At 43.6% G+C, this 26,370-nt stretch carries 15 protein-coding genes; 11 read left to right on the forward strand and 4 right to left on the reverse strand.

What is annotated here, in order from left to right:
• Position 1: 1 nt before the first annotated feature.
• Positions 2–3,121 (reverse strand): SusC/RagA family TonB-linked outer membrane protein, encoded by a 3,120-nt coding sequence (locus FGM00_RS05220; RefSeq protein ID WP_138851891.1) that lies wholly within the window; start codon positions 3,119–3,121, stop codon positions 2–4.
• Positions 3,122–3,566: 445 nt separating this feature from the next.
• On the opposite strand from FGM00_RS05220, the gene FGM00_RS05225 reads away from it, so the two are divergent.
• A complete protein-coding gene (locus FGM00_RS05225) occupies positions 3,567–4,592 on the forward strand; it encodes a LacI family DNA-binding transcriptional regulator (RefSeq protein WP_138851892.1) in 1,026 nt (341 codons plus the stop codon).
• A gap of 189 nt (positions 4,593–4,781) precedes the next feature.
• Here the strand turns inward: FGM00_RS05225 and FGM00_RS05230 are convergent, their stop codons facing one another.
• Together FGM00_RS05230 and FGM00_RS05235 are read right to left on the reverse strand one after the other, a co-directional pair.
• Positions 4,782–6,263: a RagB/SusD family nutrient uptake outer membrane protein gene (locus tag FGM00_RS05230; protein WP_138851893.1), complete on the reverse strand. Its 1,482-nt coding sequence runs from the start codon at positions 6,261–6,263 to the stop codon at positions 4,782–4,784.
• 15 nt (positions 6,264–6,278) lie between these two features.
• Positions 6,279–9,275, reverse strand: coding sequence for a SusC/RagA family TonB-linked outer membrane protein (locus FGM00_RS05235; protein WP_138851894.1), 2,997 nt, complete (start codon positions 9,273–9,275; stop codon positions 6,279–6,281).
• A 776-nt stretch (positions 9,276–10,051) separates the two neighbouring features.
• On the opposite strand from FGM00_RS05235, the gene FGM00_RS05240 reads away from it, so the two are divergent.
• The 10 genes from FGM00_RS05240 to FGM00_RS05285 all read left to right on the forward strand — a co-directional run bounded on the left by FGM00_RS05240 (position 10,052) and on the right by FGM00_RS05285 (position 24,156).
• The gene (locus tag FGM00_RS05240; RefSeq protein ID WP_138851895.1) at positions 10,052–12,886 is read left to right on the forward strand and encodes a DUF1549 domain-containing protein; all 2,835 of its coding nucleotides are present in this window, start codon (positions 10,052–10,054) and stop codon (positions 12,884–12,886) included.
• Positions 12,887–12,942: 56 nt separating this feature from the next.
• On the forward strand, positions 12,943–14,394 hold the full coding sequence (locus FGM00_RS05245) for a DUF1501 domain-containing protein (RefSeq protein ID WP_138851896.1): 1,452 nt from the start codon (positions 12,943–12,945) through the stop codon (positions 14,392–14,394).
• A gap of 47 nt (positions 14,395–14,441) precedes the next feature.
• Positions 14,442–15,539 (forward strand): 6-bladed beta-propeller, encoded by a 1,098-nt coding sequence (locus FGM00_RS05250; protein ID WP_236262924.1) that lies wholly within the window; start codon positions 14,442–14,444, stop codon positions 15,537–15,539.
• A 244-nt stretch (positions 15,540–15,783) separates the two neighbouring features.
• Positions 15,784–17,130 (forward strand): sulfatase-like hydrolase/transferase, encoded by a 1,347-nt coding sequence (locus FGM00_RS05255; RefSeq protein WP_138851897.1) that lies wholly within the window; start codon positions 15,784–15,786, stop codon positions 17,128–17,130.
• A complete protein-coding gene (locus tag FGM00_RS05260; protein WP_236262925.1) occupies positions 17,109–18,656 on the forward strand; it encodes a sulfatase in 1,548 nt (515 codons plus the stop codon). Before FGM00_RS05255 ends, FGM00_RS05260 begins: the two co-directional genes overlap by 22 nt.
• A 95-nt stretch (positions 18,657–18,751) precedes the next feature.
• Positions 18,752–19,813: a tartrate dehydrogenase gene (locus tag FGM00_RS05265; RefSeq protein ID WP_138851898.1), complete on the forward strand. Its 1,062-nt coding sequence runs from the start codon at positions 18,752–18,754 to the stop codon at positions 19,811–19,813.
• An 18-nt stretch (positions 19,814–19,831) separates the two neighbouring features.
• Complete coding sequence (locus tag FGM00_RS05270) at positions 19,832–20,464, forward strand: cyclase family protein (RefSeq protein WP_236262926.1); 633 nt, start codon at positions 19,832–19,834, stop codon at positions 20,462–20,464.
• Positions 20,465–20,475: 11 nt separating this feature from the next.
• Complete coding sequence (locus FGM00_RS05275; RefSeq protein WP_138851899.1) at positions 20,476–21,864, forward strand: four-carbon acid sugar kinase family protein; 1,389 nt, start codon at positions 20,476–20,478, stop codon at positions 21,862–21,864.
• The gene (locus FGM00_RS05280; RefSeq protein ID WP_138851900.1) at positions 21,861–23,129 is read left to right on the forward strand and encodes an MFS transporter; all 1,269 of its coding nucleotides are present in this window, start codon (positions 21,861–21,863) and stop codon (positions 23,127–23,129) included. Before FGM00_RS05275 ends, FGM00_RS05280 begins: the two co-directional genes overlap by 4 nt.
• A gap of 10 nt (positions 23,130–23,139) precedes the next feature.
• Positions 23,140–24,156, forward strand: a complete 1,017-nt coding sequence (locus FGM00_RS05285) for a Gfo/Idh/MocA family protein (RefSeq protein WP_394344422.1) — start codon at positions 23,140–23,142, stop codon at positions 24,154–24,156.
• A 261-nt stretch (positions 24,157–24,417) separates the two neighbouring features.
• Here the strand turns inward: FGM00_RS05285 and FGM00_RS05290 are convergent, their stop codons facing one another.
• Positions 24,418–26,328: a hypothetical protein gene (locus FGM00_RS05290; RefSeq protein ID WP_138851902.1), complete on the reverse strand. Its 1,911-nt coding sequence runs from the start codon at positions 26,326–26,328 to the stop codon at positions 24,418–24,420.
• Between the last annotated feature and the right edge of the window lie 42 nt (positions 26,329–26,370).

Genomic DNA, 26,370 nt, shown 5'->3' on the forward strand with positions numbered 1-26,370 from the left:
TTTATTTAAATTGAAAATTTAGTCCAAGAATAATTTCACGGTCGTTCGGATATCTTAAATCATCTTGATTTACCCGTAGTGGATTACCTCTTCTACCCAATTCCGGGTTGTATCCAGTATATTCCGTCCAGGTTAGTACATTGTTCACTGCAAGATTTACCGACAAAGCGCCCAACCAATCAACTTTATCTATAAAAGTCCTTGGGAAATTGTAATTCAATCGAACGTATCTTAGCTTAATCCAATCCCCGTTTTGAACATAAAAACTATTTGGTCTGTTCCTAAGCTGGGGTACTCTATTCAATCGAGGCCAAACCGTAACATCGCCTTCTTCTCTCCAGGCGTTTTCGATAAAAATCGGGTTCGGTGTTTGGTTGGATGATCGAAGATCATTTCTATCCTCATCCCATCTTGCCCAAATATCGGCACCTAAACTGTAATCGAATAACGTGCTAAGGGTAAAGTCTCCATATCTAAAGGTATTGGACCAACCTCCGAAAAATTCGGGCAAACCATTACCGATAACCTTTCTATCGTTCGCTGGGTCTATGTTGAAATCCCCGTTTAAATCAGCCCAAATAATATCACCCCCCTCTAAGACTGAACCATTCGAACTCAATTGATTTACATTTCCTGAAAATGGTGCACCATTTAAGCTGTAATCAACGAAGTTTCCATCTCCATCAAAATTTGGAGTTAATTGAACACCGTCATCGGTAAAGGCATTCGACTCCGTGTACTGGAAAATCCCCGTATTCTCGAATCCAAATATGTTTCCGATGGGTTCACCCTCCGCAATTTGGTAGTCACCATTGAAAAAGGCAGTGCCTCCGGCCAACTCGGTGACCTCGTTCTCAAGATACGATATGTTGAAATTACTGTTCCAAACAAATTTATCCGTCCTCAATATATCCCCACCGATACTAAAATCAATACCTCTATTTTCAATAGCACCTACATTCTGCAGTAAAGAACTAAATCCAGATTCTTCCGGCAGAGGCACTTGTGCCAAAAGGTCTGTGGTGGTTTTCTCCCAAAAATCTATACCTAAATTAAGTCGATTCCTGAACATATCCAATTCCAGTCCTAAATTAACGGAAGTAGTGCTTTCCCAGCTTAATTCCGGGTTACCGATACGAGATTGTGATACCCCGGGTGCTGTATAATTAGCTCCGGGTACCAATGCGCTGGTAAACGCGTAGTTGGCAATTCTTTCATTTCCGATTTCACCATAACTAGCTTTGAGAAGCAGGTTGTTAACAGTAGTACTTTCTTTTAAGAAATTTTCGTTGCTTATTCTCCACCCGATACTGGCGGCCGGAAATAGACCGTACTCATTTTCATCTCCAAATCTTGATGAACCATCCCGTCTCACGGAAGCGCTGAGAAGATACTTATTCTTGTAATCATAATTGAAACCTCCGAATAACGAGAAGAGATTGTGCTTTTCTGTACCTGTACCGGAATCTATCCCTAAGTTTAAGGGATCTACATTATTGAATGTTCTTATATCACTAGACACGAATTGTCCGCCGACTTCAAGATATTCAAGATTCCATCTTTGGATTTGCATCCCTGCAAAGGCGGCAAAGTCATGATCACCCCACGAATTACTGTAATTGACGAAATTTTCTTGTTGAATATCGTAATCAAGATTTTCGCGTAGCTGCCCGGTCGGTGGATTGGATGGGTTGCCTTGAGCTAAAGAAGGGATAAAGTCTTCTCTTTTCCTGAGACTAAAATTAATACCCAAGGTAGATTTCAATTTCACATTCGGAAAAATCGCCCATTCTGCATAATTGAAGACTTGCGTTCTCCATCTTCTGTCTCGAACCGTATTTATAGTTGCCGCGGCCAAAGGATTTCTTCGTCCGGCAATCGTAGGTGTAAAATCGCCGTTGGGCTCGAATAACGGAAAATTTGGAATCCTTTGTACGATCTGACGAAAAACGTCAGCTTCTCTTGTCCCGTTTCTGTCCTCGAAAGATAAGTTTATTCTTGTGCCTGCTTTGAGTTTACTACTAACATTCGCATCGATTCTTAGCAAGGTATTCAATCTTTTGTACCCACTATTTATAACAATACCCTGTTCGTCTAAATAACCTGTATTCCAATAAAAAGTACCTTTTTCCCCACCACCACTTAGTGCAACGTTCGTTTGTGTCCTAGTTGACGGTCTTGTGACTAGGTCTTGTAAGTCAAAAGAATTTCTATTTAAAAGGCCTAAGGAATCTCGCTCTTCACCTGTTAAATTTTCAGGATCTCTGTTTGTTCTAGTCCGTACATAATCCAAACGCTGAGCAGAATTCGCTACGGGCAAATCCCCCACTAGGGTACTATAACCGGTAACTGTAGATACATCGATTTTTAAATCACCTTGCCTACCGGACTTTGTCGTTATCAAAACAACGCCATTGGCCGCTTTCGATCCATATATCGCCGCAGTGGCACCATCTTTCAAAACTTCCAGAGTTTTGATGTCATTAGGGTCTAAGTTATCGATATTTTCCAACTGCTGCCCATCCACCACATATAAAGGGGAAGTACCCGCCCCGAAGGTAGACACACCACGAATACTAATGTCGAAACCGCCGCCCGGGCCGTTGTTGGTGAGAATTTGAACCCCTGCAAGTTTACCTTGCACTGCATCAAAGGCACTTGTCGGTGTCGCTTGTACGATTTCCTCCGATTTTACGGAAGCTAAGGCACCGAGTACTTTTTTCCTACTAACAGGAGCATAACCGATTACCACTACTTCATCTAAGTTTTCGGAATCTTCTTCCAGAGTAACGTTGAGCGTATTTCTATCACCAACCTCCATTTCTTTCGTGGCGAAGCCCAAAGAGGAGAAAACCAAAATTTGTGATCCCCCTTGCATTCTGATAGTATAGTTTCCGTCAAAATCGGAACTCACCCCGTTGGTGGTCCCCTTTTGCACAATATTCACTGCGGGAATCGGTGTTCCATCGGTTGCGGAGACCGTACCCGAGACGGTCGTTTGTGCTACCGCCGAATAAGAAAGCAGTAGCGTCAGGACCATCGCCAAAGATTTTGCAATGCTGGCAAAACCCTCTTTAAAGGGCAAGGACCTTTTCATTCCTAATTGTTCTTTACATGTCATAGATGTTCGTTTTGAATTGGTTTGAAATCCAATCGATTGGATTGAATGTTGAGTTAATAAAATGTTAACTAGAAAATCAAAAATAAAGAATGTCTGTATTTAACCATCCTGTGGTATCCTGCATAAATTTCATTTAACTATATCAAATTAAGAGATTTTTTTATTAAATATCTAGTGAAAATTAAAATTTTAGTATGTAAAATAAGGATAATCACAATTTTTAATTGATTTTTCCTAAACTTTTAGTTCATAGAAAAATACCAGTATAGTTCGAGGTGCGGCTGTGCTCCGAGACAACTTCAAAAATTTTTAAATCAAAAGGAGTTGTTAAAAATATTTGGTTTTATACAATCGATTGTATTAAATTGTAGGGTTTTATGGGAATTTTTAAAGTAGTTTAGTTACCACGATTCTTTATTTAAGGACAATCAGCTAGAGCTTATCAATGAAGAAAATTACTATTCACGAGATCGCCAAAATCCTGAAAATCGATAGCTCCACGGTGTCTAGGGCATTGAACAATAGCAGCAGGGTGAATGAGAAAACCAAAATGCTTGTTTTGGCCAAAGCGAACGAATTAGGTTATAAGCCAAACTTGATTGCGGCAAATCTTAGACGTAGCCGAAGTAATACGATCGGGGTTGTCGTTCCTAGAATTACAAGGCATTTTTTTTCATCTACCATTTCCGGTATTGAGGAGACCGCCTATAATTCCGGATTTAATGTGGTTATCTCCCAATCCTTGGAAAAATTAAGTCGTGAACAAAAGATCGTGAATAACCTTTTTTCGAACCGAGTCGATGGAATTTTAATATCGGTGTCAATGGAAACGATTGATAGCTCGCATTTGAAGATTCTTGAAGATTCCGGTTTGCCCTTGGTGTTTTTCGACAGGCACATGGCCGATATGAAGGATAGCAACCGCGTATTGATCGATGATGTCGCCGGTGCATTCGAAGGGGTTTCACATCTGATTGAGAACAATTGTAGAAAAATTGCGCATTTTTCAGGTCCGCAAACCTTGGAAATTTATAAGAATCGTTTGGCAGGTTACAGAAATGCCCTTGATAAACATCGGATTGTATTTGATCCGGATTTGGTAGTAATGTCTAATTTACTGCAGGAGGATGGCTACCGAATTACACAAGACCTATTAAAAAAGCATCCTGATATCGATGCAATCTTTTCCGCAAACGACCAAGCAGCTATCGGGGCGATAAATTATTTGAAAAGTATCGGGAAGCGGATTCCTGATGAAATCGCAATAGTCGGGTTCAGTAACGAACCGATATCGGAATTAATCGAACCTTCATTGACAAGTATCGATCAGTTCGGGGTCGAAATCGGTAGGATTTCCTGTAATCTTTTGATGGATAAAATCAAAAAGAAGGATTCCGAAACGGCGCACCGGGCGATTTATTTAAAACCATCATTGATGATTAGGAGTTCATCTGATAAGAAATTAATTTAACCCGAAGTTTACATGAAATCGGTTTCGGGTAAAACCGAAAGAATTTTTGGTACTTCCGTGCTTTTCAAAAGTGCAAAGTTGTTCCTTGCTTTGTATTCTTAGGTTCCATTTGGAACTTACTTTTCTTTTACAAGAAAGGCGGAAGCATTGCTCCCGCCTTTTTAGATTTTTCAACACTACTTCCTTATTTTAATCATTCAATGCTGGATTGTTTTGAAGCTCACTATTGGGAAGCTCCCAAGTCAGCTGTGTAGGTAAAGGCTTGTTAGCAGCTGGAATAATCGTTTCCCATCTGCCTGTTCGTACCATATCGAACCAGCGTTTTGCTTCGGCCATAAACTCATAACCTCTTTCTTGAAAAATCAAATCGTCAAATTCGGATTGACTTAAACCTTCTGGGAAGTCTACGGCAGCGTCCGGAGTGCCTTGATCTACACCATAGGCTCTCCTTCTTATTTGGTTTACGGCCTCATAGGCTTCGGCTGTAGGTCCATTAACCTGATTTTCCGCTTCTGCAAAAATAAGGAGTGCATCGGCGTAGCGGTAAAGAAAAAAGTCGTTGCCGGCCGCCGTTTCTTCCACCGCCCCGGGGTCCCTATACTTTCCATAAAGGAATTCCGTTTCCGGAGGAAGCGATTCGAGCTCAACAGTTTCACCGTTTACCACCACCGAACTGTACAAGTTCCAAGATTTCCTTAAATCATTGTCATCCCAATTGGCGATTAAAGGTGAATCGCCATCCGCCGCGGCGAAGGCGAGTCCCCTTGCAGCGATACCGGCCTCATTGGCCAAGGTATTCGGTTGGGCAGGTGCGAAATATGTCGGTATAAAATTTCCTAGACCCACATTTTGGGAAAATTTCAATGAGAAAACATCTTCCGCGTGGGTTGGTGCCGTAGGTGAGAATATTTCGGGATAAGAGTCTAGCAAAGCGTAGCCGTAGGTACTTGCCTCGTCGATCACTTCAATGGCCTTGTCCCTAGCTGCTTGAAAATTGCCTTGAGTGAGATATACATCGGCAAGCATCACCTTTGCCGCGCCGGAGGTCGCTCTTCCTGGATTTGAGGTGGTCAGGTCCAGGCTATTCTCCGCAACCATTAAATCGTTAATGATCTGTGCATAAATATTCTCGACAGATTCAAGCGGTTGACCGGTATTGTCGGAATCATTTACAGGCACCAATCGAAGCGGTACCGAGCCCCATCCTCTTACCAAGGTGTAATACACAACCGCTCTAACAAAAGAGGCTTCTCCAATAGCTCTATTTTTCAAATCTTCGGAAATGATGTCGTTTGTCTCCAGATTTTGAAGAAGTATGTTGGCCCGGCCGACCGCATTGTATAGCGTAGGCCAACCCGCTTGATAGCCACTGGCCCCGCCAAGGAAATCGTATTCGGCCAAACGGCCGCGACCACCGGTATTCCGGGAACTTTCTTCCATTAAGGTCTGCGCTAGCAGAAATTGGGTTTCCCAAATTCTTCCCCTGCTGCGCGTTAGCGGTTCGTACACACCAATGAGCAAGGCATCAAGATTTTCTTCGGTAATTTCCTCTAAGCTAATGACGCTGGGTGGTTCTTCTTTCAGGGTGTCTTCACAGCTAATGGTAAGACACAAGAAAAAAGTGAGGAGCAGTACTTTGTAAAATTTTATTTGATATATCTCTGTTTTCATAAGATGCTTTTTTAATTAGAAACGTACGTTAAGTCCGACGGTAAATGTTTTAGACGCCGGGTAGGCGGCAAGGTCGACCCCTTGTCTCAGGTCATTCCCGCTAAAACTGTTTACCTCAGGGTCGAATCCTGAATAATCGGTAATGGTCAATATATTTTGGGCACTGACATATAAATTTATGTTGTCAAGACCTAAAATAGCGCCATCGAAGTCATAACCAAGCCGGATATTGGCCAGTCTTAAATAACTGGCATCTTCGATAAACCGGTCTGAACGGATTCTGAACAGGTCTGATCTCGGTGTTGGATAAAAGTCCCTCAAATTGGCGACCCTATTCGCATCCGGTATCGGATTCGTTAACCTAAATAATGCCACGTTGTTCACCGTGGCTCCTGAAACGCCTTGCCAATTGGTAAGAAAGGTCAATTTCTTATATTTCAAAGTTGTGTTGAATCCGTAGATGAAATCAGGTAAGGGGGAACCTACAACCTGTCTATCGGCTCCGTTAATGACATCATTACCGTCCAAATCCTCATAGATGGGGGCACCGGTGTCGTCTAATCCTAAAAATTTAACCGCGAAAAAGGAGAAGAGGGATTCCCCCGGTCTCACAATGGCCGTAGAACCGGAAGCATCATTGCCTCCCCCAGAAAAGATATCTTGATCATCCTTGGTTTCCAGAATTTCATTTTTGTTCCGTGAATATTGGGCATCTACAGAAAAATACCAATCCTCGTTCTCAAAGAGGTCGGCCCCGATCTGCAGCTCTACACCCTTGTTTTCCACTTTACCGACATTGTCTACTATTGAGGTAAATCCGGATGACTGAGGCAATGCCACGGTGGCCAGTAAATCATTGGTTGTTTTGATGTAATAGTCGAAAGAGAAGCGATATTTATCGTTGAATATTCCCGCGTCAATACCAAAATTGGTTTGTACGGTAGTCTCCCAAGTTAGGTTGGGGTTGGGTAAATTGGGGGCGAGGCCCACGCTGATTCCCGTTCCAGCCCCTTGTCCTGTCAATATTATCGACCCCAGACTAAGGGATTGGTAGGGCTGTATCGCCTGATTCCCGACCGATCCGGTACTTGCCCTTAATTTAAGGTTGTTGAAAATACCGTCTTTCATAAAATCTTCTTCGGAAATCCGCCATGCGCCACCGATTGCCGCAAAGTTCGCCCATTGGTTGTTTTCCGAAAATACGGACGAGCCGTCCCGTCTTGCGTTCAACGATATCAAATATTTCTTATCGTAATCTAACTGCACCCTTCCGAAAAACGACACCAAACTCTGATCGACGGTAAGAGTTTGTGGTACCGCTAAGGTTCCAGCGGCCTGTATGGCGTTATTTTGTAAAGCATCCGAAGGAAAACCGGTACCTGCCAAGAAAATCGAATTCCTTTCTTCAAATTGTCCGGAGGCGCCCAAGAGCACATCCACGCCTACTTTACCAAAGGTGTTCTTGTAGTTCAGATAATCTTCGATCAACGTATTCAAGTTTTGACTCGTTTCAAGCTGAGCGACTTGGCTTCCAAGCTGTGAAAGAGCCCTTGGGGAATAGAAATCCGACTTTCGGTCTACATAATCCACAGAACCCCGAGTCACATTGGTCAGATTATCAGTAATATTATAGGATAACGATAATACAGCCTGTGCCCTGTTCACACGGTTCCGGTCAAGTGCCTCTAAAAGTGCGGCCGGATTCTCTTGGTCCGTGTCACTGAAAATATAGGGGGCGACACTGTTGAAGTTTCCATCGGCATCGAATACCGGGACCGTAGGAGCCGCTATTAAAGTTGACCCGATACCGGACTTACCAAAATTTCGTGTATTGGTACCATCTGAAGCTAAAAATCCGTTATTAACCGACTGCGACAGACTTACCCTTGAGTTCAGGCGAAACTTTTCCGATAGTTTGTTCTGTAAGTTCAAACGGAGTGCGATGCGTTCGAAATCGGTTGTTTCGATGACACCTTCCTGATTCATATAATTCGCGGAAACGTAATAATTATTGTCGTTGTCCCCACCAGTGAAGCTTACATTATGGCTATGGTGAAATCCAGTGCGGTACACTTCGTCCTGCCAGTCGGTATTCACGTTCCCAACGGCGTTTAGATTGGCCAGCGACGTAGTGCGTTCCTCTTCTGAAAGTTCTGTGGAATTATTGTAATACTCGGTAGCAAAGGCAATAAATTGATCTCCTGTCATTAAATTGAAACGTTTGCGTACATCTTGAAACGATGCAAAAGCGTTGTAATTCACCTTTATGCCATCCGATGCTGTACCCCCTTTGGTAGTTATCTGTACAACACCATTGGCTGCTCTTGAGCCATAAATGGCCGTGGAAGAAGCGTCTTTCAAAACTTCGATAGAGGCTATATCGTTCGGGTTCAGTGATGAAATTCCATTCAGCCCACGCACATCGTCGTTAAATAAGGGTATACCATCAATTACATATAGTGGTTCGTTGCCACCGGCAAATGAGGTCAAACCCCTTACCCTGATGCTTACACCAGCTCCGGGAGCACCCGAGCTTTGAACCACTTGCACACCTGCCAGTCTCCCTCGAATTCCTTGCTCCACCGTAGTAATAGGTTGTTGTACGATTTCCGCTGCTTTGACAACCGACGTGGCGCCGACAAACTCATTTCGTTGTACACCGCCATAACCGGTGACCACCACCTCGTCCAGTGCGCTCACGTCTTGCTCCAGCGTAACATTAATAGTGTTGGAACTAGATACAGTTATTTCTTGAGTCCGAAATCCGATATAGCTAAATATCAAAACGGCACCTTCTGAAACATTGATGGAATAATTACCATCGAAATCGGTCGATGCGCCGTTCGCCGTGCCTTTTTCCACTATATTTACGCCAGGTATCACCATCCCGTCATCACTTGAAACGACGGTACCGGAAATCGTTTTTTCTTGACCATAAGCTAGTGCTCCGGCAAGAACAAACGCACTAAACATTAGTGAATTCAATCTTTTTAAAATTTTGTTTTTCAACATATGCTTGTTTTTTGGGGTTGATGTAGTTTCGAATTAATTGAGAAATAACTTCCAAATACATTCGAAATATTTGGGGGCTTTATTGTAAAGCTATCTTAAATATCTAAGCCAAAAATCCAGATATAGGGGTCCAAAAATCCATAATTAAGGAATCGATGCTGGCTAAAATGCAAAACCCAAACTATGAAACGGGCACTTTTGATAAAGGTTCCAACAACAGGATCGAAACCACTTACTTTTGGTGCACTTATATTTCACCCCAAATTGTCGATTCCTGTTTGTTTTAAATTAAAAATTAAAAAGAAACAAGGGATTCTCTCGTATGATAATTAATATTAGTGTAGTATTTTTCCACATCCATCCTGTGGTATCCTGCCTTTAGATATAAACATCTATAACTACAGATTGATGATGTTTCATAGGAAGGATGACAACTATATAAAAAGAACGAACCACATAGTACAGGATGCATTAGGAAGATAAGTGAATTAATTTGTCTCAAATTATTCCCTCTGGAACACCATAAAAGGTATCATTACATCAACCCGGAATATGGTAGGAAACTATTCTTAAAATCGGTTCCGGAGCCTACTCCTGTTATCTTAAACGAACAATGTAATATTTGATACGATCAAAAAAGATTGGTGATGCCACAAATTTCGAAAGTGGTTCAAAATGGTTATTTTACAAATTATTTGCACGGATTTTCTTTTTAATTTCCTAAAAGGGAAATTTCAGAATAAATAAAGTCTATAAATTGTATGGATATATAACGTATGGAAAGTTTTAATTGGATACTACATCTCTTGGGACGATTTCACCCCCTGCTGGTGCATTTTCCTATTGGTTTGTTGGTCGTTGCCCTATTTATGGAACTATCGACTATCGGCGGAAAGCATAAAGGTATTCGTGAAGGCACCTATTGGTTGGTGTATTTGGGAACCTTTTTCGCTATACTTTCCGCCTTGTTCGGTTGGTTGCTACGTATATGGGAGGATTATAGTGGTGAATTGGTAGATAACCACCAATATACTGGCATTGCTACGGCTGTTTTGGCGCTGCTTACAACAATTTTACTGAGATTGACCATTAAAAAGAAATTGCCTGATTTCAAGGCCTACAGATTAGGACTCGTGATGACGGTAATTGTTTTGTCCGTAGCGGGACATCTTGGTGCAACCCTCACCCATGGTGAAGATTATTTAACGAGTGTTTTGCCGGGCAGCCAAGAGATGTATGACGATGCTAAGGGCGTCGCCCTATTGGCGGAGTTAAAAGACACCGATACCATTACAGTTGCCCAACAAGACCGATTAAATTTGGAAGTCAGGGCCATCTTTGCCCACAACTGCTATCAATGCCATAGCAAGAATAAGTCCAAAGGGGAATTGGTGCTCGAGAACAAGGCCGGAGTCTTCAAAGGTGGTAAATCGGGTATTATTATCGTTCCCGGTAATGCTGCGAAAAGTGAATTGTACCGACGGATAACGCTGTCACCCGACGATGATGAGGTCATGCCAAAAAAAGGAAAGACCCTCAAGGAGAATGAAATAGAATTGATTAAGTTATGGATCCAAAATGGGGCGCACTGGTCCGATCAAGACTTAAAGGTATTTCCGGAAGCCGATTTGGCCCTCGTAAAACCTGATTTACCAGAATCCGACGAGGCCAATCCCGTTGACAAATTGATAGGGGCCTATTTTGAGGATAACGGTTTAGAGTGGACCTCCCTAGTCGAAGACCGTACCTTTATGAGACGCGCTTATTTGGATATTATAGGACTGCTCCCCAAACCTGACGCCATTGCAGCATTTGTAAACGATACGAAAGTCAACAAAAGAGAACAGCTCATCGATACCTTGTTGGCCGATACCCAAAACTACACACAGCATTGGCTTAGTTTTTGGAACGACCTATTGCGCAATGATTATAGCGGTACCGGATTCATCACAGGCGGCCGTAAACAGATTACCGATTGGTTGTACACTTCCTTGGCAGAAAACAAACCCTACGACCAAATGGTCGCAGAACTGGTAAACCCCATCGAAGGCTCTGAAGGTTTTATAAAAGGTATTGAATGGCGCGGTGTCGTGAATGCTAGCCAACGTACCGAAATGCAGGCCGCTCAGAACATTGGGCAGTCCTTAATGGGTACAAACGTAAAATGTGCTTCATGCCACAACAGTTTTGTCAGTAACCTCACCTTGGAACAATCGTATGGTTTCGCTTCAATCTTTGCGGATTCGGTACTTGAATTGAATCGCTGCGACAAACCCTTGGGTAAAATGGCCACTGTAAATTTTTTGTATCCCGAACTGGGAAGTGTCGAAGGCGAGACCGTGCAAGAGCGTCTGTACAACCTTTCCCAAATGATCGTAAAACGAGAAAACGGACGATTGTACCGCACCATTACGAATCGGTTTTGGGATCGCTTAATGGGCAGGGGCATAATAGAACCTTTGGACGAAATGGATAATATACCATGGAATGCCGACTTGCTCGATTGGTTGGCATCCGATTTTATCGAATCGGAATTCGACCTTAAGCACCTCATAAAGCGTATTATGATGTCAAAGGCCTACCAACTGCCGGCGGCCAACTATACGAAACAGGAAGAAATCAAGTCTAATTATGTTTTTCAGGGACCAGTTTTGCGGCGTTTGAGTGCCGAACAATTTTCCGATGCGGTAAGTCAAGTGATTTCTCCGGTGTATCACGCTATCGAATACAGTCCGAATAAAGAACAAATTACCGCTAAAAGAATATGGCATCCCGAAATAAAATTCGATCGCAAAGTGCTTCCCGAACCTGGTAAACGCTATTTCAGGAAGTCCTTTACCCTATCGGACAACGCCATCGAAAGTGCCAAGGCCCTGATTTCGGTAGATCATTCGTATGTGCTTTACATTAACGGCACCAAAATCAGCAAAGGGGCCAACTGGAAAATAGTGTCAGAGCTCGATGTCGCATCTTTTTTGAAACCCGGGAAAAACCTCATTGCCATCGAGGGCGTCAATGAAGGCAGTATTGCAAATCCGGCCGGAATATTGTTCTCTATGAAAGTGCAATACGATACCCGCGAAATCATGCAATTGGATTCCGATACCAGTTGGAAAAGTACTTCAGACACGCCGGACGGAGATTGGACTGCGGTAGCCTATGACGATATTGCATGGGCTACGGTGCGTAACTACGGCACTTCCAATTGGGGCCGGTTGATCGATTTTACCTTTAATGATCATAGTGGAACATTCGCTAGGGCGAGTCTGGTAAAGCAACACCCGTTTATGAAGGCCTTAGGGAGACCCAGTCGTGAAAACGTGACTACCTCTAGAGATGAGCAAGCTACGCTGTTACAAGCCTTGGAGCTAACGAACGGGGAATTTTTCAACGGAGTTCTGGAAGATGGTGCAAATCTTTGGTTAGAGCGATACAATTACGACAGTGAGAAAATAGTGCAAAATTTATATCTAAAATCACTGGGCCGAAAACCCTCGGAGGCCGAACGGGGATTATTATTGGACGTTTTGGGAGACAAACCGCAACCAGAGTCTGTACAGGATGTTTTCTGGTCAACTATGATTCTACCCGAATTTCAGTTTATATATTAGTTCTAATTCAACCATTTTAGACTGCCGATAAACACGAATCCGAAAACATAAAAGTGATGGACAATCAAAACACACGTCGAGACTTTATCAAGAAAATGACGACAGCAAGTCTAGCTGCTTCTGCGACCACGATTCCCTTGGCCAGCTTCTTGAACTCTTGCTCGACTTCGGTTCCGGAAATTCCTTCCACTGCCGATACGGTCATCTTATTATGGATGGCGGGTGGCATGGCACATACCGAAACTTTTGACCCGAAGGCTTATGTACCGTATGAGAAAGGGGTAGAAAGTAAAAGAGTGCTCAGTACCTTTCCAAAAATACCAACGGCAGTAGACGGACTCGATTTTTCCGAAGGTTTGGAATCGATAGGAAGCGTTATGGACAAAGGAGCCATTATCCGTTCGTATAAATCTGCCGACCTTGGTCATATCTTACATACGCGCCACCAATACCACTGGCATACCTGTTACGAACCTCCACAATCGGTACAGGCACCTCATATCGGCGCCTGGATCGCTAAAGAATTAGGCCCTGCCAATCCTGTTATTCCACCCTTTATCAGTATGGGGCAACGCTTTACAGTAGGTGAATCGGAGGAGTTGAAAGCCTTTCATTCCGCAGGCTTTTTAGGAACGGAATTCGGGCCGTTTTTAATACCCGACCCTTCTGGCGGACTCGAAAGTGTGCGTCCGCCGCAGGGGATGTCTCTCAAACGCTTCGAGGCACGATACAAACTGTACAAGGAACTCGCAAATAAGAGCAAAGTCATGGAGGGGGGGAGTGATTACCAAAGAGAATCACTGATGCGTTCCATGGAGCAATCCTACCGATTGCTGAACTCTCCAGAAGCAAAAGTTTTTGATTTATCGCAAGAGCCTAAGGACGTTTACGACACCTATAACACAGGACGGTTCGGACTGGGTTGTCTCCTGGCCAAAAGATTGGCTATGAGCGGCGGAAGGTTTATTAGCGTCTCAACGGAATATGAACCTTTTTTAGGTTGGGATACCCATGAAAACGGACATCTTCGTGCCAAAAAAATGAAAGAATTGATCGACCGACCCATAGCCCAATTAATCAAAGATCTGGATGAAAGCGGACACCTAAATCGAACCCTGATAATTCTAGCGAGCGAGTTTAGTCGCGATGCGATTATGGAAGGTAGACCAGGCGAAACTGTAAAAGATCAGGTCGACCAACCCGATATTATCGAAGATGAGAAGTTTTATGGAATGCACCGCCACTTTACCGATGGTAGTTCTATACTGCTATGGGGAGGAGGCATCAAAAAGGGATTGGTCTATGGAAAAACGGCCGATGAGCGCCCTTGTTCCTCCATAGAAAACCCCGTCGTGATCGATGAGGTACATCAATCTATTTATCACGCCTTGGGCATCCCTCCTGAAACACAATACACCATTGAGGGCAGACCGTTCTATACCACACCCGATGGCCACGGAAAACCTATTTTGGATTTGTTTGGCAAAGCGTTGTTGAAGACAAGCTAAATGTGCAATTATTTTTTATAAAACAGAATAATCAAGATTTTTAAAACGTGATAGAAAATAAAACCGATCGGAGAAAATTTTTGTCGACAACTGCCAAAGCAACTGCAGGACTGCTTGTCGCACCTCATTTTAATATCAACAGTGCTTTGCCCAAAGTATCCGATAATGTCATCGGACATGGAGATTTTAAATATAAAGTACACAAAGAGTGGGGTAATTTAGATCCGAGCAAAACCCCTGTAAAAAATTGCCACGAAATGGTGATGGATTCCCAAGGCAGATTGATTATGGTCGGCGATGACATTCATAATAACATCCTCATTTATGACAAATCCGGAAAGTTATTGGATAGCTGGGGCATACGCTATAAAGGAGGTCACGGACTTTCACTCTGGAACGATGGTGAAGAGGATTTTTTATTCATCTGCGATACAGACGGCGCCATGGTAAAAACCACTTTGGGTGGTAGGGAATTACTTTTAATAGAACATCCTTCCGAGTACGGTGCCTATGAAAAAGAGGACGCTTTCAAGCCAACGGAAACAGCAATAGGGCCCAACGGCGATATTTATATTGCCGATGGCTACGGCTCGCAATTTGTACTTCAGTTCTCAAAAGAAGGCGAGTTTATTCGTAAAATTGGCAAAGGTCGCGGTACCGGCAATGATCAATTTCAAACTGCCCATGGGGTCTGTATCGATGATCGGGATAAAAGCAATCCCACCTTGTTGGTAACATCACGGGCAAGCAATAGTTTTAAGCGTTTTACGCTAGATGGCACATATTTAGAGGAAATCTCACTTCCGGGGGCCTTTATATGCCGCCCCGTAATAAATGGGCAAAACCTATACGCGGGGGTATGTTGGTCATCTGAAATCGATTTTGTGGAGGGAAATATGGATACGCATCCTACCCGAACCAATCCGAATTCGGGGTTTGTGACCATTTTAGATGAAAGCAACAAGGTCGTTTCTAACCCTGGCGGCCGGGCTCCCCAATACTTAAATGGACAGTTGCAAAAAATGTTGCAGCAAGAACCTATCTTCAATCATTGCCACGATGTCTGTGTAGATTCTGACGGAAACATCTACGTATGCCAGTGGAACGCCAATAAAACCTATCCGATAAAACTGGAACGGGTTTGATATTGGCTTTTGTATTGCTACACTTCTAACAGTACAGTACAGGATACTTTTTGAAAGAAACTCCGGTATACTTGCTAAAGGCGGGGTGGTACTTTCATAGTGATTATTTTATAAAATGAAGTATCACCCCTCTGCGAGTAGAATATAGCCCTTCCCCAAAAAACGTAAAATACTATATCACTGGAATATGTATTTGTAGCCACTTTATGAAAAACCGTAACAAGTATCCCAAAACGCTGGCAATATGAAGAAAATAGTTGCAATTTCAACCCTAATCTTCGCATTGGTTTTTTTTACCTCTTGTAAAGAATCGAAACCTAAAACCATCGTAAAACCAGCGGAGCGGGAATTACCGAACATCGTGTTTATACTCTCCGACGATCAAGCGTGGACCGATTATGGTTTTATGGGTCATAAGCATATAGAAACACCGAATATCGACAAACTGGCGAATGAGAGTCTGACCTTTACACGGGGGTATGTGCCTACATCGCTCTGCTCCCCATCCTTAGCCTCCATTATCACTGGGGTTTATCCTAGAAATCATCTGGTTTTAGGTAATGATAGAGTTTTACCTGGAGATGATAAAAACGGAAAACCGGCATGGCAGTCCCCATGGCGAGATGAAAATTATAAGTCGGTCATCGAAAATTTTAAAAAACTGAACACCTTGCCCAAAATGCTCAAGGAAAAGGGATACCTCTCGTTTCAAACGGGAAAATGGTGGATTGGCAATCATAAGAACGGTGGTTTTGATTACGGCATGACGCATGGTGATGCTGAAAGAGGCGGGCGGCATGGCGATTATGGTTTGGAAATTGGCCGCAAAGGTATGGATACACTGTACAGTTATATCGACCTAGCCTTGAAAAAAAAGAAACCATTTTTTATGTGGTATGCTCCCTTTTTACCCCACAGCCCACATAATCCGCCAGATAGTCTTATTCAAAAATACCTGCCCAAGGCACCTTCGGAATATGTAGCTAGGTATTGGGCAATGTGTGAATGGTTCGACCAGACCTGCGGCGACTTGATGGACTATATTGACAAAAAGGGACAGACTGAAAACACCTTGTTCGTATATGTCTGTGACAATGGATGGGTACAAAACGAAAATGATGGCAAGTACAATCCGATTTCAAAAAGGTCACCCTATGACTATGGCTTGAGAACCCCTATAATGTACAAATGGAAGGGGAAAATAGCTTCGAAACGCGACACTATTTCCCTGACCAGTAGTTTAGATATGGTTCCTACCGTTTTAGGCCTGTTGGCTATGGAACAACCCAAGAATTTAGACGGGGTAGATGTATTGAACGAAGCGGCCTTCAAGAGCAGACAAACGATTTTTGGGGAAATTTATGCCCATGATTTTGATACTGTCGAAAACAGTTTGTTTTACAGGATGGCAATAACCGAACCTTACAAACTTATCCTTCCCGACGAAGTGAACAAACCGAACGAAAAAATTCAGCTGTACGATATTTATAAAGATCCCTATGAGAAAATTAATCTTGCCAAAGAACATCCCGAAATCGTAGTGAACCTAAAAAATAAAATTCAAAAATCTTGGAACACCACCACAAATTGAGCATGATCAAAACCCGATATTACTTATTTTTAGCCTTGAGCATCTTTCTACTCGGTGCTTGCGGAGAAAAAAAGAATAAAGTCGAACCGGAAAAGCAAGAAAATCCGAATGTACTATTTATTGCTGTGGATGACCTAAACAATATGTTAGGAGTATTAGACGGTCATTCCGGTACAAAAACACCCAACATAGATCGATTGGCGGCTAGGGGCGTTGTGTTTTCCGATGCACATTGCCAAGCTCCGTTATGTGGTCCTTCAAGGGCATCATTAATGACCGGTTTAAGACCATCGACTACAGGAATTTACGGAATGATCGATGACAATAAGATTCGTTCCGAAAATCCATCCACGAAGGATATCATTATGTTGCCCGAATACTTTAAGCAAAACGGCTATCATACCATGGGCATTGGCAAGTTGTTTCACAGCCATGCTCCCGACGGTATTTTTGAAGAATCAGGCGGCCGGGTAAAAGGTTTTGGACCCTTACCGGAAGAACGTTTTGTTTGGGATGGTTATGGGTCTTCCGATAGGGAGAATTATGGAAAAACCAGTACTGATTGGGGCGCCTTCCCCGAAGCCGATTCTTTAATGCCCGATCATCGATCGGTCGATTGGGCAAAGGCGCGTATGAACAAGAAATATGACAAACCTTTTTTCATAGGTGTTGGTTTCTTACGGGTTCACGTTCCTTTGTATGTACCCCAAAAATGGTTCGACCTGCATCCTTTAGATAGCATCAGAACGATGCCTTACCGAGCAGATGATTTAAATGACGTACCGCCAGTGGCTCTGCAAATAAACGACCTGCCCATGATGCCTTCAACAGATTGGGCGATTGAAAGCGGGGAATGGCCCAAAATCATTCAGGCCTATCTGGCCTGCATCAGTTTTGTAGACCATGAAATTGGCCGGTTGTTAGATGCTCTTGAAAATAGCGAACATGCCGACAACACTGTAATTGTATTATGGTCGGATCACGGATATCGATTGGGGGAAAAAGGAACTTTTGCGAAACATGCCTTATGGAATACGGCGACCAAAACCCCGTTACTCTTTGCCGCACCGAATCTTCCCAACGGGAAGATAATCGACCAACCGGCCGAATTACTTTCCATCTATCCCACGCTGCTAGAACTATGTGGGCTTCCGGCATACGACAGAAATGAGGGAAAGAGTCTGGTGCCTTTAATGAAAGGGGAGGGGGTAGCACCTTCCATAGCCATTACGACATTTGGAATGAACAATCATACGGTCAAATCAGAGCGATTTCGATACATCCGTTATGAAGATGGAGGCGAAGAGTTTTATGATCATCGTAACGACCCCAACGAATTCATGAATCAAGCCAAAAATCCAAAATACAGTGAAGAAATTAGGCGGTTGAAAGAGTATCTGCCCGAAGATAATGCGGCTTGGGATGCTAATTCTTCCTATACCTTTCAACCCTATTTCGTAGCGCAGAAAGCACGCACGAGTGGTTCTGAAGAAAAAGTGGTAAATGGTATCGGTGCACCGCAGTAGTCAAAAAATTAATGGTTACCCTTGCAGGTAGCGAAAAATATACATGAGCGACAGAGATCAAATATAGTTTCAATAAAAATAAATTAATTGACAGTATGGGTAGAGATTACAAAATCGCCGTAGTCAACGGTGACGGAATAGGAAATGAAATTGTACCGGCCGGAGTGTCGATTCTAAAAGCGGCAGCCAAAAAATACGGATTTGCCATTCAAACGGAAGACTTTTCGTGGGGTGCGGGACACTATCTTAAACATGGCGAGTTCATGCCTAAGGACGGTTTAGAGCTTCTTAAAAACTTCGATGCGATATACTTTGGTGCTGTGGGACTTCCAGAAGTTGATGACACCTTACCGGCGAAGGACTATACGTTTAAAGTGCGAACCGAATTACAACAGTACGTGAACTATCGACCTGTGAAATTATTTTCCGGAGTAAAAAGTCCGTTACGGGACAAAACGGAAAAGGATATCGATTTTGTGATTTTAAGAGAGAACAATGAAGGGGAATTTGTACAGAATGGGAAAATCCTATATCCCGACACTCCGAATGGCGTGGCAGTGGATACCAGCATGGTCACCCGTTTAGGAGTAGAACGCATCGCTCACTACGCTTTTAAATTGGCGCGAAAGAGACGGAAAAAAGTCACAAACGTCACCAAGTCAAACACCTTGATTTACACCTTGGGATTTTGGGATCAAGTAATCGCCGAGGTGGCCTCTGAATACCCCGATGTGGTATATGACAAAATGTATGTTGATAATGCGGCGGCAAGCTTTGTTTTAAAGCCGGAGGTTTTCGATGTTATCGTTACTACTAATATGATCGGTGATATTTTATCGGATTTAGGCGGTGCGATTATGGGAAGTTTGGGTCTCGGAGGTAGCGGGAATATCAATCCCGAGGGAAGATTTCCGTCTATGTTCGAACCCATACACGGCTCCGCGCCCGATATTGCTGGTCAGAACTGCGCGAACCCTATCGGTCAGGTTTGGTCGGCGGCCATTATGCTGGAGCATTTGGGCGAAAAAGAGGCTGCCAAAAATATTGTAGATGGTATTGAACATGCTACTTCCCAGGGTAATTTGACCAAAGACCTTAAAGGAAACGCCTCCACATCGGAAGTTGCAGCACGAATTGTAGATTTCATCGAATCATAACCCAAAAAGAGTTTAGCTGTGTATGAAAAAATCATAGACCTCACCCTTTCATTATCCGAACGCATGAAGGGAGTGGCCATTGAAACGGCAAAAACTTTAGCTGAAGATGGCTGGAATGCAACCACGCTCCATATCTATTCCCATGTGGGGACCCATATGGATGCACCCGTACATTTTGAAGTAACTGATCAGACCATTGACCAGATTCCAGTAGAACGTTTTGTAACCGAGGCCTGGGTGTTGAATCTCACGCACATACAACCCAGTGCGCTTATTACGGTTGCTGATATGGATCCGATTACCAACAAAATTGGGAAAGGACAAAGTTTGATTTTGCATACGGGATGGAGTAAAAAGCTGTATACCGATGCCTATAGGAACAAGCTTCCCCGAGTGAGCAAAGAATTAGCCAAATGGATAGGAGAAAAAGGGATAGGTCTGTTGGGTGTAGAGCCTCCTTCGGTCGCAGATGTCAATAATATTAAGGAAGTGACCGAAATTCATACCATTTTAATGAAAAACGATATTATTATAGTAGAAGGTTTAACGAACCTGGACCAACTTACAAAGGAAAAAGTAACACTTGTCGCGCTGCCCTTGAAAGTAGAAAACGGAGACGGTGCGCCGGCAAGGGTAATCGCAATGGAATGAATCGCTAACGCATGACAACCGACCAACAAATTCTTAACGCTATTCAAGAGGGCGACCAATTAATAGGATATCAGAAAGAAATACGACAACATCTTTCTGAAAATCCGCGTGCTATCGTGGTGCTGGACGATGATCCTACGGGTACCCAAACCGTTCAAAATATTCCTGTGGTCACCGAATGGTCGGAAACGGTATTGGCGCAAGAGCTTCAACAAAGCCCTGTTTTTTTTATTTTGACGAATTCCAGAAGTCTTCAAAAGGAGGAGGCTGTAGCATTGGCGTCTACGCTCGGCCAACGATTAAAAAAGTTGGCAACAAAATATAGCAAAAATTTATTGATCATAAGCCGTAGCGATTCCACTTTGCGGGGTCACTATCCGGATGAGGTTGATGCTTTGGCCAAAGGCATGGGTGTTGGCTTGGCCAAACATGTCTTGATACCCGCTTTTTTCGAGGGCGGTAGATACACCTACAATGACATACATTATGTGAGGGAAGGGGATAGTTTCATACCCGCTGCGGAAACACCGTTTGCCAAAGACAGCACTTTTGGATACAAATCTTCGAACCTCCGAGAATATATTTTAGAAAAGCATCAGGCGAGCGCAACAATGGATCAGGTGGCCTGTGTTTCCATTGCTTTAATTCGCGGCCCTTCCATTTCAAAAATATCCGAACATATTGGTTCAAAAAATAATAGGTATATCGCGGTCAACGCTACATCGCACGCCGACCTTGAAGCGTTTGCACTGGCCTCGCTTCGTAGCAACGAGGACATGCTTTATAGAACCGCGGCCTCGTTTGTCAATGCCATCACCGGTAAACGCCCAGGGCCTTGTCTTTCAAAAGAGGAGGTCCTACCCCTCACCTCCGATAGCGGCGCCTTGGTGGTCGTCGGTTCCTATGTTCCAAAAACAACGGCCCAATTACATCATTTAAAGGAACATTATGACGCTCGTTTCATAGAGTTGGATGTGGAAGAACTTCTTTCCGATACCAACTTAGAAATTACCTTATCCAAGCGGGCTGGTGAATTGGACGACCTTTTAGAAAAGGGTCAAAATATAGTGGTGTATACGAGTAGAAAAGTAGTAAAAGGGTGCTCAAAGGAGGAAAGTCTGCAAATCGTAAATCTTGTATCCAAGGCCCTGACAACTTTAGCGGACGGTCTAAAAACGCAACCTCGTTTCATATTAGCCAAAGGGGGTATTACCTCGAGCGATATAGCGGTTAAGTCTTTACAAATAAAGCGCGCACTCGTTCTGGGGCAACTCATAAAGGGCGTTCCCGTTTGGCGTGCCGATGACGGTTCTAAATTCCCGGATTTACCTTATATCGTTTTTCCCGGTAACGTCGGAAGTGATGCCGATTTGTATAACGCGCTAAAAAAATTAGAATGAATTCGACCAGCCATTTTCCCAAACGATACTTTATGGTAGCTGGTACTTTTTTGCTAGCCCTGCTACTTTATATTGACCGTATCTGTATTTCAGTGGCAAAAGACCCCATCGCTGCGGCCTTGGATTTAAGCGATAAACAAATGGGATGGGTGCTGGCCGCCTTTTCGTTAGGCTATGCCTTTTTTCAGACACCCTCCGGAATTATGGCCGATAAATTCGGTCCGCGAAAAATACTGGCTTCCATTGTTACGATTTGGTCCGTTTTTACGGCATTGACCGGTGCTGCTTGGAACTTTATTTCACTCTTGGTGTTGCGTTTTTTGTTCGGTGCCGGGGAAGCTGGTGCCTTTCCTGGGATGTCTCGCGCCATTTACAATTGGTTTCCCCTAAAAGAGCGGGGAATTGTAACAGGTATCAATTTTTCAGGTTCTAGACTGGGTGCGGCCTTCGCCTTGCCTTTGGTGGCTTGGTTGATAAATGATTACGGTTGGCGAACAACCTTCGTCGTATTAGGGTGTATTGGCGTTTTGTGGGCGTTCGGCTGGTACGCGCTCTTCAGGGACAAACCGGAGGACCATAAGGGTATCTCCGAACCGGAGAAGGACTATATTTTGGCCACACGTCAAGACCGACACGTTTCCTTGACCAAGGAGCGGATTAATTTTGGGCAGCTCTTACATTCGAAAAATATGTGGTTGGCCATGGGGCAATACTTCTGTAGCAACTTCACCTTTTTCTTTGCGCTTACCTGGCTTTTCCCACATATCAAACAAGAATACGGTTTGGAGACTATTGAAGCCGGGTTTTACACTGCTGTTCCATTGATTTTCGGGGCGTTCGGAAATTGGTTTTCAGGTTGGTTGATAGACCGCACCTTTAAGTCCGGAAAATGGAACAGATCCCGTATTTTACCGGCTTCGCTCGGATTTGCTTTGGCCGCTATCGGACTGCTAGGGAGTATTTATATGGATAGTGCCGTAGGTGCGATTATTTTCCTGAGCCTTGCTATTTTTGGAGCGGACATGACCTTACCACCCTCTTGGGCTTTTTGTGTGGACATCGGCAAAAAACATTCCGGGGCAGTTTCTGGAACTATGAATATGGCCGGTAATATCGGGGCGTTTATTACGGCATTATTATTTCCCTATCTATTGGCGTGGACCGGTTCTACCACCTTATTTTTTATAGTAGGGGCAATCTTGAACGGCATCGCCATTTTCCTATGGTTGCAAATGAAACCGCAGAAACATTTTACCGAATACTAAAATGAGAATAGTGAAAGGAGTATGTGTAGGGTTAGGCTATTTTAGCCAGTTTCATTTAGAGGCTTGGCAGCGCCTGGAAAATGTAGAAATCATCGCTATATGCGATTCGGATATCAACAAGGCGGAGCTTGTTGCGAATACCCAGGGGATAAAATCATTTTACTCGAATGCGGAAGAAATGCTTTCGCGTGAAAAACCAGACTTTTTGGATATCATAACGCCCCCTGAAACCCATCATGAGCTTTGCATGCTCGCCATAAAGCATGGGATTCATATTATTTGCCAGAAACCAGTGGCCCCAGCCTTTGAAGAAGCTGAAAAAATTGCCATAGGTATTCAGAACTCGGATGTACGCATGATGGTACATGAAAATTTTAGGTTTCAACCCTGGCATCGGGAAATCAAAGCATTATTGGACCGTAAAACAGTAGGTGAAAAACTGCATACCATCAACCTGCGTATGCGCATGGGAGATGGCTGGCAAGAGGATGCCTATATGAACAGGCAACCTTATTTCAGGGAAATGGAACGATTGCTTATGTACGAGACCGGAATTCATTTTATAGACGTTTTTCGCTTTTATAGTGGTGAAATCACCAAGGTCTACGCGCGTTTAAATCGCTTTAACGATAAGATCAAGGGAGAAGACTTTGCCTGGGTCCAGTTTGATTTTGCCAGTGGCACTCATGGGTTTATCGATGCGAACAGGTATAATGAAAGTAACTGCGAAAATCCACGATTGACTTTTGGAACGCTTTTGTTAGAGGGGGATAAAGGCAGCATACGTTTATATGAAGACGGAAAAATTACGGTACAGAAATTAGGACAGCAAGAAACGCCACATGCTTATTATTTTGAAGATCGTAACTTTTCGGGGGATTGTGTGTACTTTACTCAAAAGCATTTTATAAGTCAATTGGTGTCGGGAGAGCCCTTTGAAACTGCCATAGACGCGTACCTACAAAACATTGGAATACTTGAAAAGGTATACGAATCGCATGAGAAAGGAATGCCTGTAAAATGTTGAGTTTTTAAGCTGAATTAAGCTTTTTAATTCTGTTCATTGTTGTTTGTAGTGGGTCAGTTGTTTTACTAGCTACCCTCTGTAGATATGTGTGTAAGTTATGCCACGGAGTTTCTCAGAGCAACACGGAGTTTCACAGCGAAAAAACATCTGAAAATAAATTGATGCATCCCTACAGTTATAATAAGTTCTTTTAACCCGCTCTATTCAACATAGAGCCATATCACTTTTAAAGGAGTATGTTTTAAAACGAGGCAAAACAAGTTATACCACTTTGATTTGACAAACAATTTCAGTAATTCCCTTGGTGAAAAATGCTTGTATGGGAACGGCCTCCATACCCGGTACCATATTGAATACGCGCTCTTTTTTAGTCTCTTTGATTGAGATCGGAACGTTGGCTTCCACGACTACCAATGCTGACTCTTTCTGAATTTCTATTCGGTTTTCCGCCGGCTGGGTTATTTTTTCCCCAGTTGGCGAAATAACAGGGAGTAGTAACGACGCTTCTTGCAGTACTGAAGTATTGCTCCGGAGGTTCGCCTTGACAATGGTCTTATCCTTTGAAAAATCGTATTGAAGTACATATTCTCCTTGTGGTAACCGTTCACCCTCCCTGTCCGTCAAATTCGTAGTCACTTCGAACTGAATGGTTTCCCCGTCATCTGCGAAGGCCACTTGTGCCTTTAAGTCAAACAAATTACTGAACCATTGCTGCTCTTTTGAAACCTCTATTCGTGGTGTCAACGGAATATCCTCTCCGTCAGCCTGTGGTTGTTGGTTGTTGACCTCGGCCAAAACATATTCCGCCATACTCGCTGTAAAAATAGGGCCGACCCGATTATGCCAAAGCACTGCCAATGCACCTCCGGTAGCCGCTTGGGAATATTTCTTTTTAAAAACGACGTCGTAAGAAGAAATGGTCGCTTTCCAATCGCCACGAGCGGCCAACCAAACATCGAGTTCTTGAAAATGCTTGACCCCATCAGCAATACTTCGCGGAAGTGGTTTTTCTTTGGAAAGTTCTGGTAAGCTAGCGGTATTGTCCAAAATGAACGCCAGTGATTTCGCATGGGCAAATGTGTGGTGTACACAGGGTTTTACACCATGCGATTCGTAGTGCAATCCTCCCGCTAACAAACCATTCACCGTGCAGCGCTGTAAAAGCTCCGTGTTTTTAATGGCAGCGGTGCCGAAGGCCGCATTTCGGTTCGCCATTAATGCGAATGCAGGTTGACAGCCGTCGGTAGTTCGACTGCCCCAATAACTCCACTTGTTTTGACGTGTGCCCCAACTATTGTCCCAGGCGCCGTCGGGAAGCATAAATTCCAAATGCCCTTCTAAGGATTTCGTCAATAATTGCAATAACTCCTCGTCTTTTTCCAAAATGGCATACTGTACCAGACCATTTAATGTCTCTTCTACATTATAGCCCAAATCAACGGGCAATAGCCCTTTTGCGCTTGGCACGTCCGCAGGTTTGTTTTCCCCAAAAAGGAGTTTATTGGGCGATGTTAACCAATTGGGCACTTTCTTTGCCAAGGTCTTGCTATGGGAGATATAGGCTTCGTTTTCGAAAAACCTTCCCAAGAAATTCAAGGCATAAACGGCGGTAAAGGCATAGTTGATATGGCTGTAGTCGATGGTAAAATTCTTGTGAATAAACTCCGCAGCGCGTTTCAAACGCTGTGTCCATTTTTCCTTGATTTCTGCGGTTAGCACATGGCCATGGTGGTGCAGGGCCTCCCCAAGGGCGATGGCTCCGAAGACGGTAATCCCCTTCCATGATTTCGGGTCTGGAATCACCGTCCAACTTCCATCGGGCATTGATACATTCTCCGACCATTTCATCACATTTATGGCCGCGTCCATATATTTTCGTTCGCCGGTAACATCCGCCATATACAGGAAGGGATAGACCGCATCCATACACCTGCCGTGTATTTTATCGCAAGCTGGGCAGTGCAGCGCGCCATGAACTTTTAAGTCATCGGGCTTATTGGTCTGTACGGCGATCATTCCATCGCACCACTCTTTGAGGAGGGCGGCGACCTGTTTCTCGTATGCGGTAAGAACCTGACTCTTATTTTTTGTTTTGGATGAACAACCGTACAAGGGAAAACCCAGAGCGATACTGGCCGCAGCCGATAACTGAACAAAACTTCTTCTTTTCATATTTTGCTATTTACGTTCGACCAATGATCTTACCTATTCCAA

The organism is Aggregatimonas sangjinii, assembly GCF_005943945.1.
Lineage (GTDB): Bacteria > Bacteroidota > Bacteroidia > Flavobacteriales > Flavobacteriaceae > Pelagihabitans > Pelagihabitans sangjinii.

What these genes read in the sequence shown, in the direction of transcription:
- FGM00_RS05245 (WP_138851896.1), top strand. Translation starts at nt 12,943, where the DNA reads ATGGACAATCAAAACACACGTCGAGACTTTATCAAGAAAATGACGACA.
- FGM00_RS05220 (WP_138851891.1), bottom strand. Translation starts at nt 3,121, where the DNA reads ATGACATGTAAAGAACAATTAGGAATGAAAAGGTCCTTGCCCTTTAAA.
- FGM00_RS05290 (WP_138851902.1), bottom strand. Translation starts at nt 26,328, where the DNA reads ATGAAAAGAAGAAGTTTTGTTCAGTTATCGGCTGCGGCCAGTATCGCT.
- FGM00_RS05255 (WP_138851897.1), top strand. Translation starts at nt 15,784, where the DNA reads ATGAAGAAAATAGTTGCAATTTCAACCCTAATCTTCGCATTGGTTTTT.
- FGM00_RS05275 (WP_138851899.1), top strand. Translation starts at nt 20,476, where the DNA reads ATGACAACCGACCAACAAATTCTTAACGCTATTCAAGAGGGCGACCAA.
- FGM00_RS05230 (WP_138851893.1), bottom strand. Translation starts at nt 6,263, where the DNA reads ATGAAAACAGAGATATATCAAATAAAATTTTACAAAGTACTGCTCCTC.
- FGM00_RS05225 (WP_138851892.1), top strand. Translation starts at nt 3,567, where the DNA reads ATGAAGAAAATTACTATTCACGAGATCGCCAAAATCCTGAAAATCGAT.
- FGM00_RS05235 (WP_138851894.1), bottom strand. Translation starts at nt 9,275, where the DNA reads ATGTTGAAAAACAAAATTTTAAAAAGATTGAATTCACTAATGTTTAGT.
- FGM00_RS05280 (WP_138851900.1), top strand. Translation starts at nt 21,861, where the DNA reads ATGAATTCGACCAGCCATTTTCCCAAACGATACTTTATGGTAGCTGGT.
- FGM00_RS05240 (WP_138851895.1), top strand. Translation starts at nt 10,052, where the DNA reads ATGGAAAGTTTTAATTGGATACTACATCTCTTGGGACGATTTCACCCC.
- FGM00_RS05265 (WP_138851898.1), top strand. Translation starts at nt 18,752, where the DNA reads ATGGGTAGAGATTACAAAATCGCCGTAGTCAACGGTGACGGAATAGGA.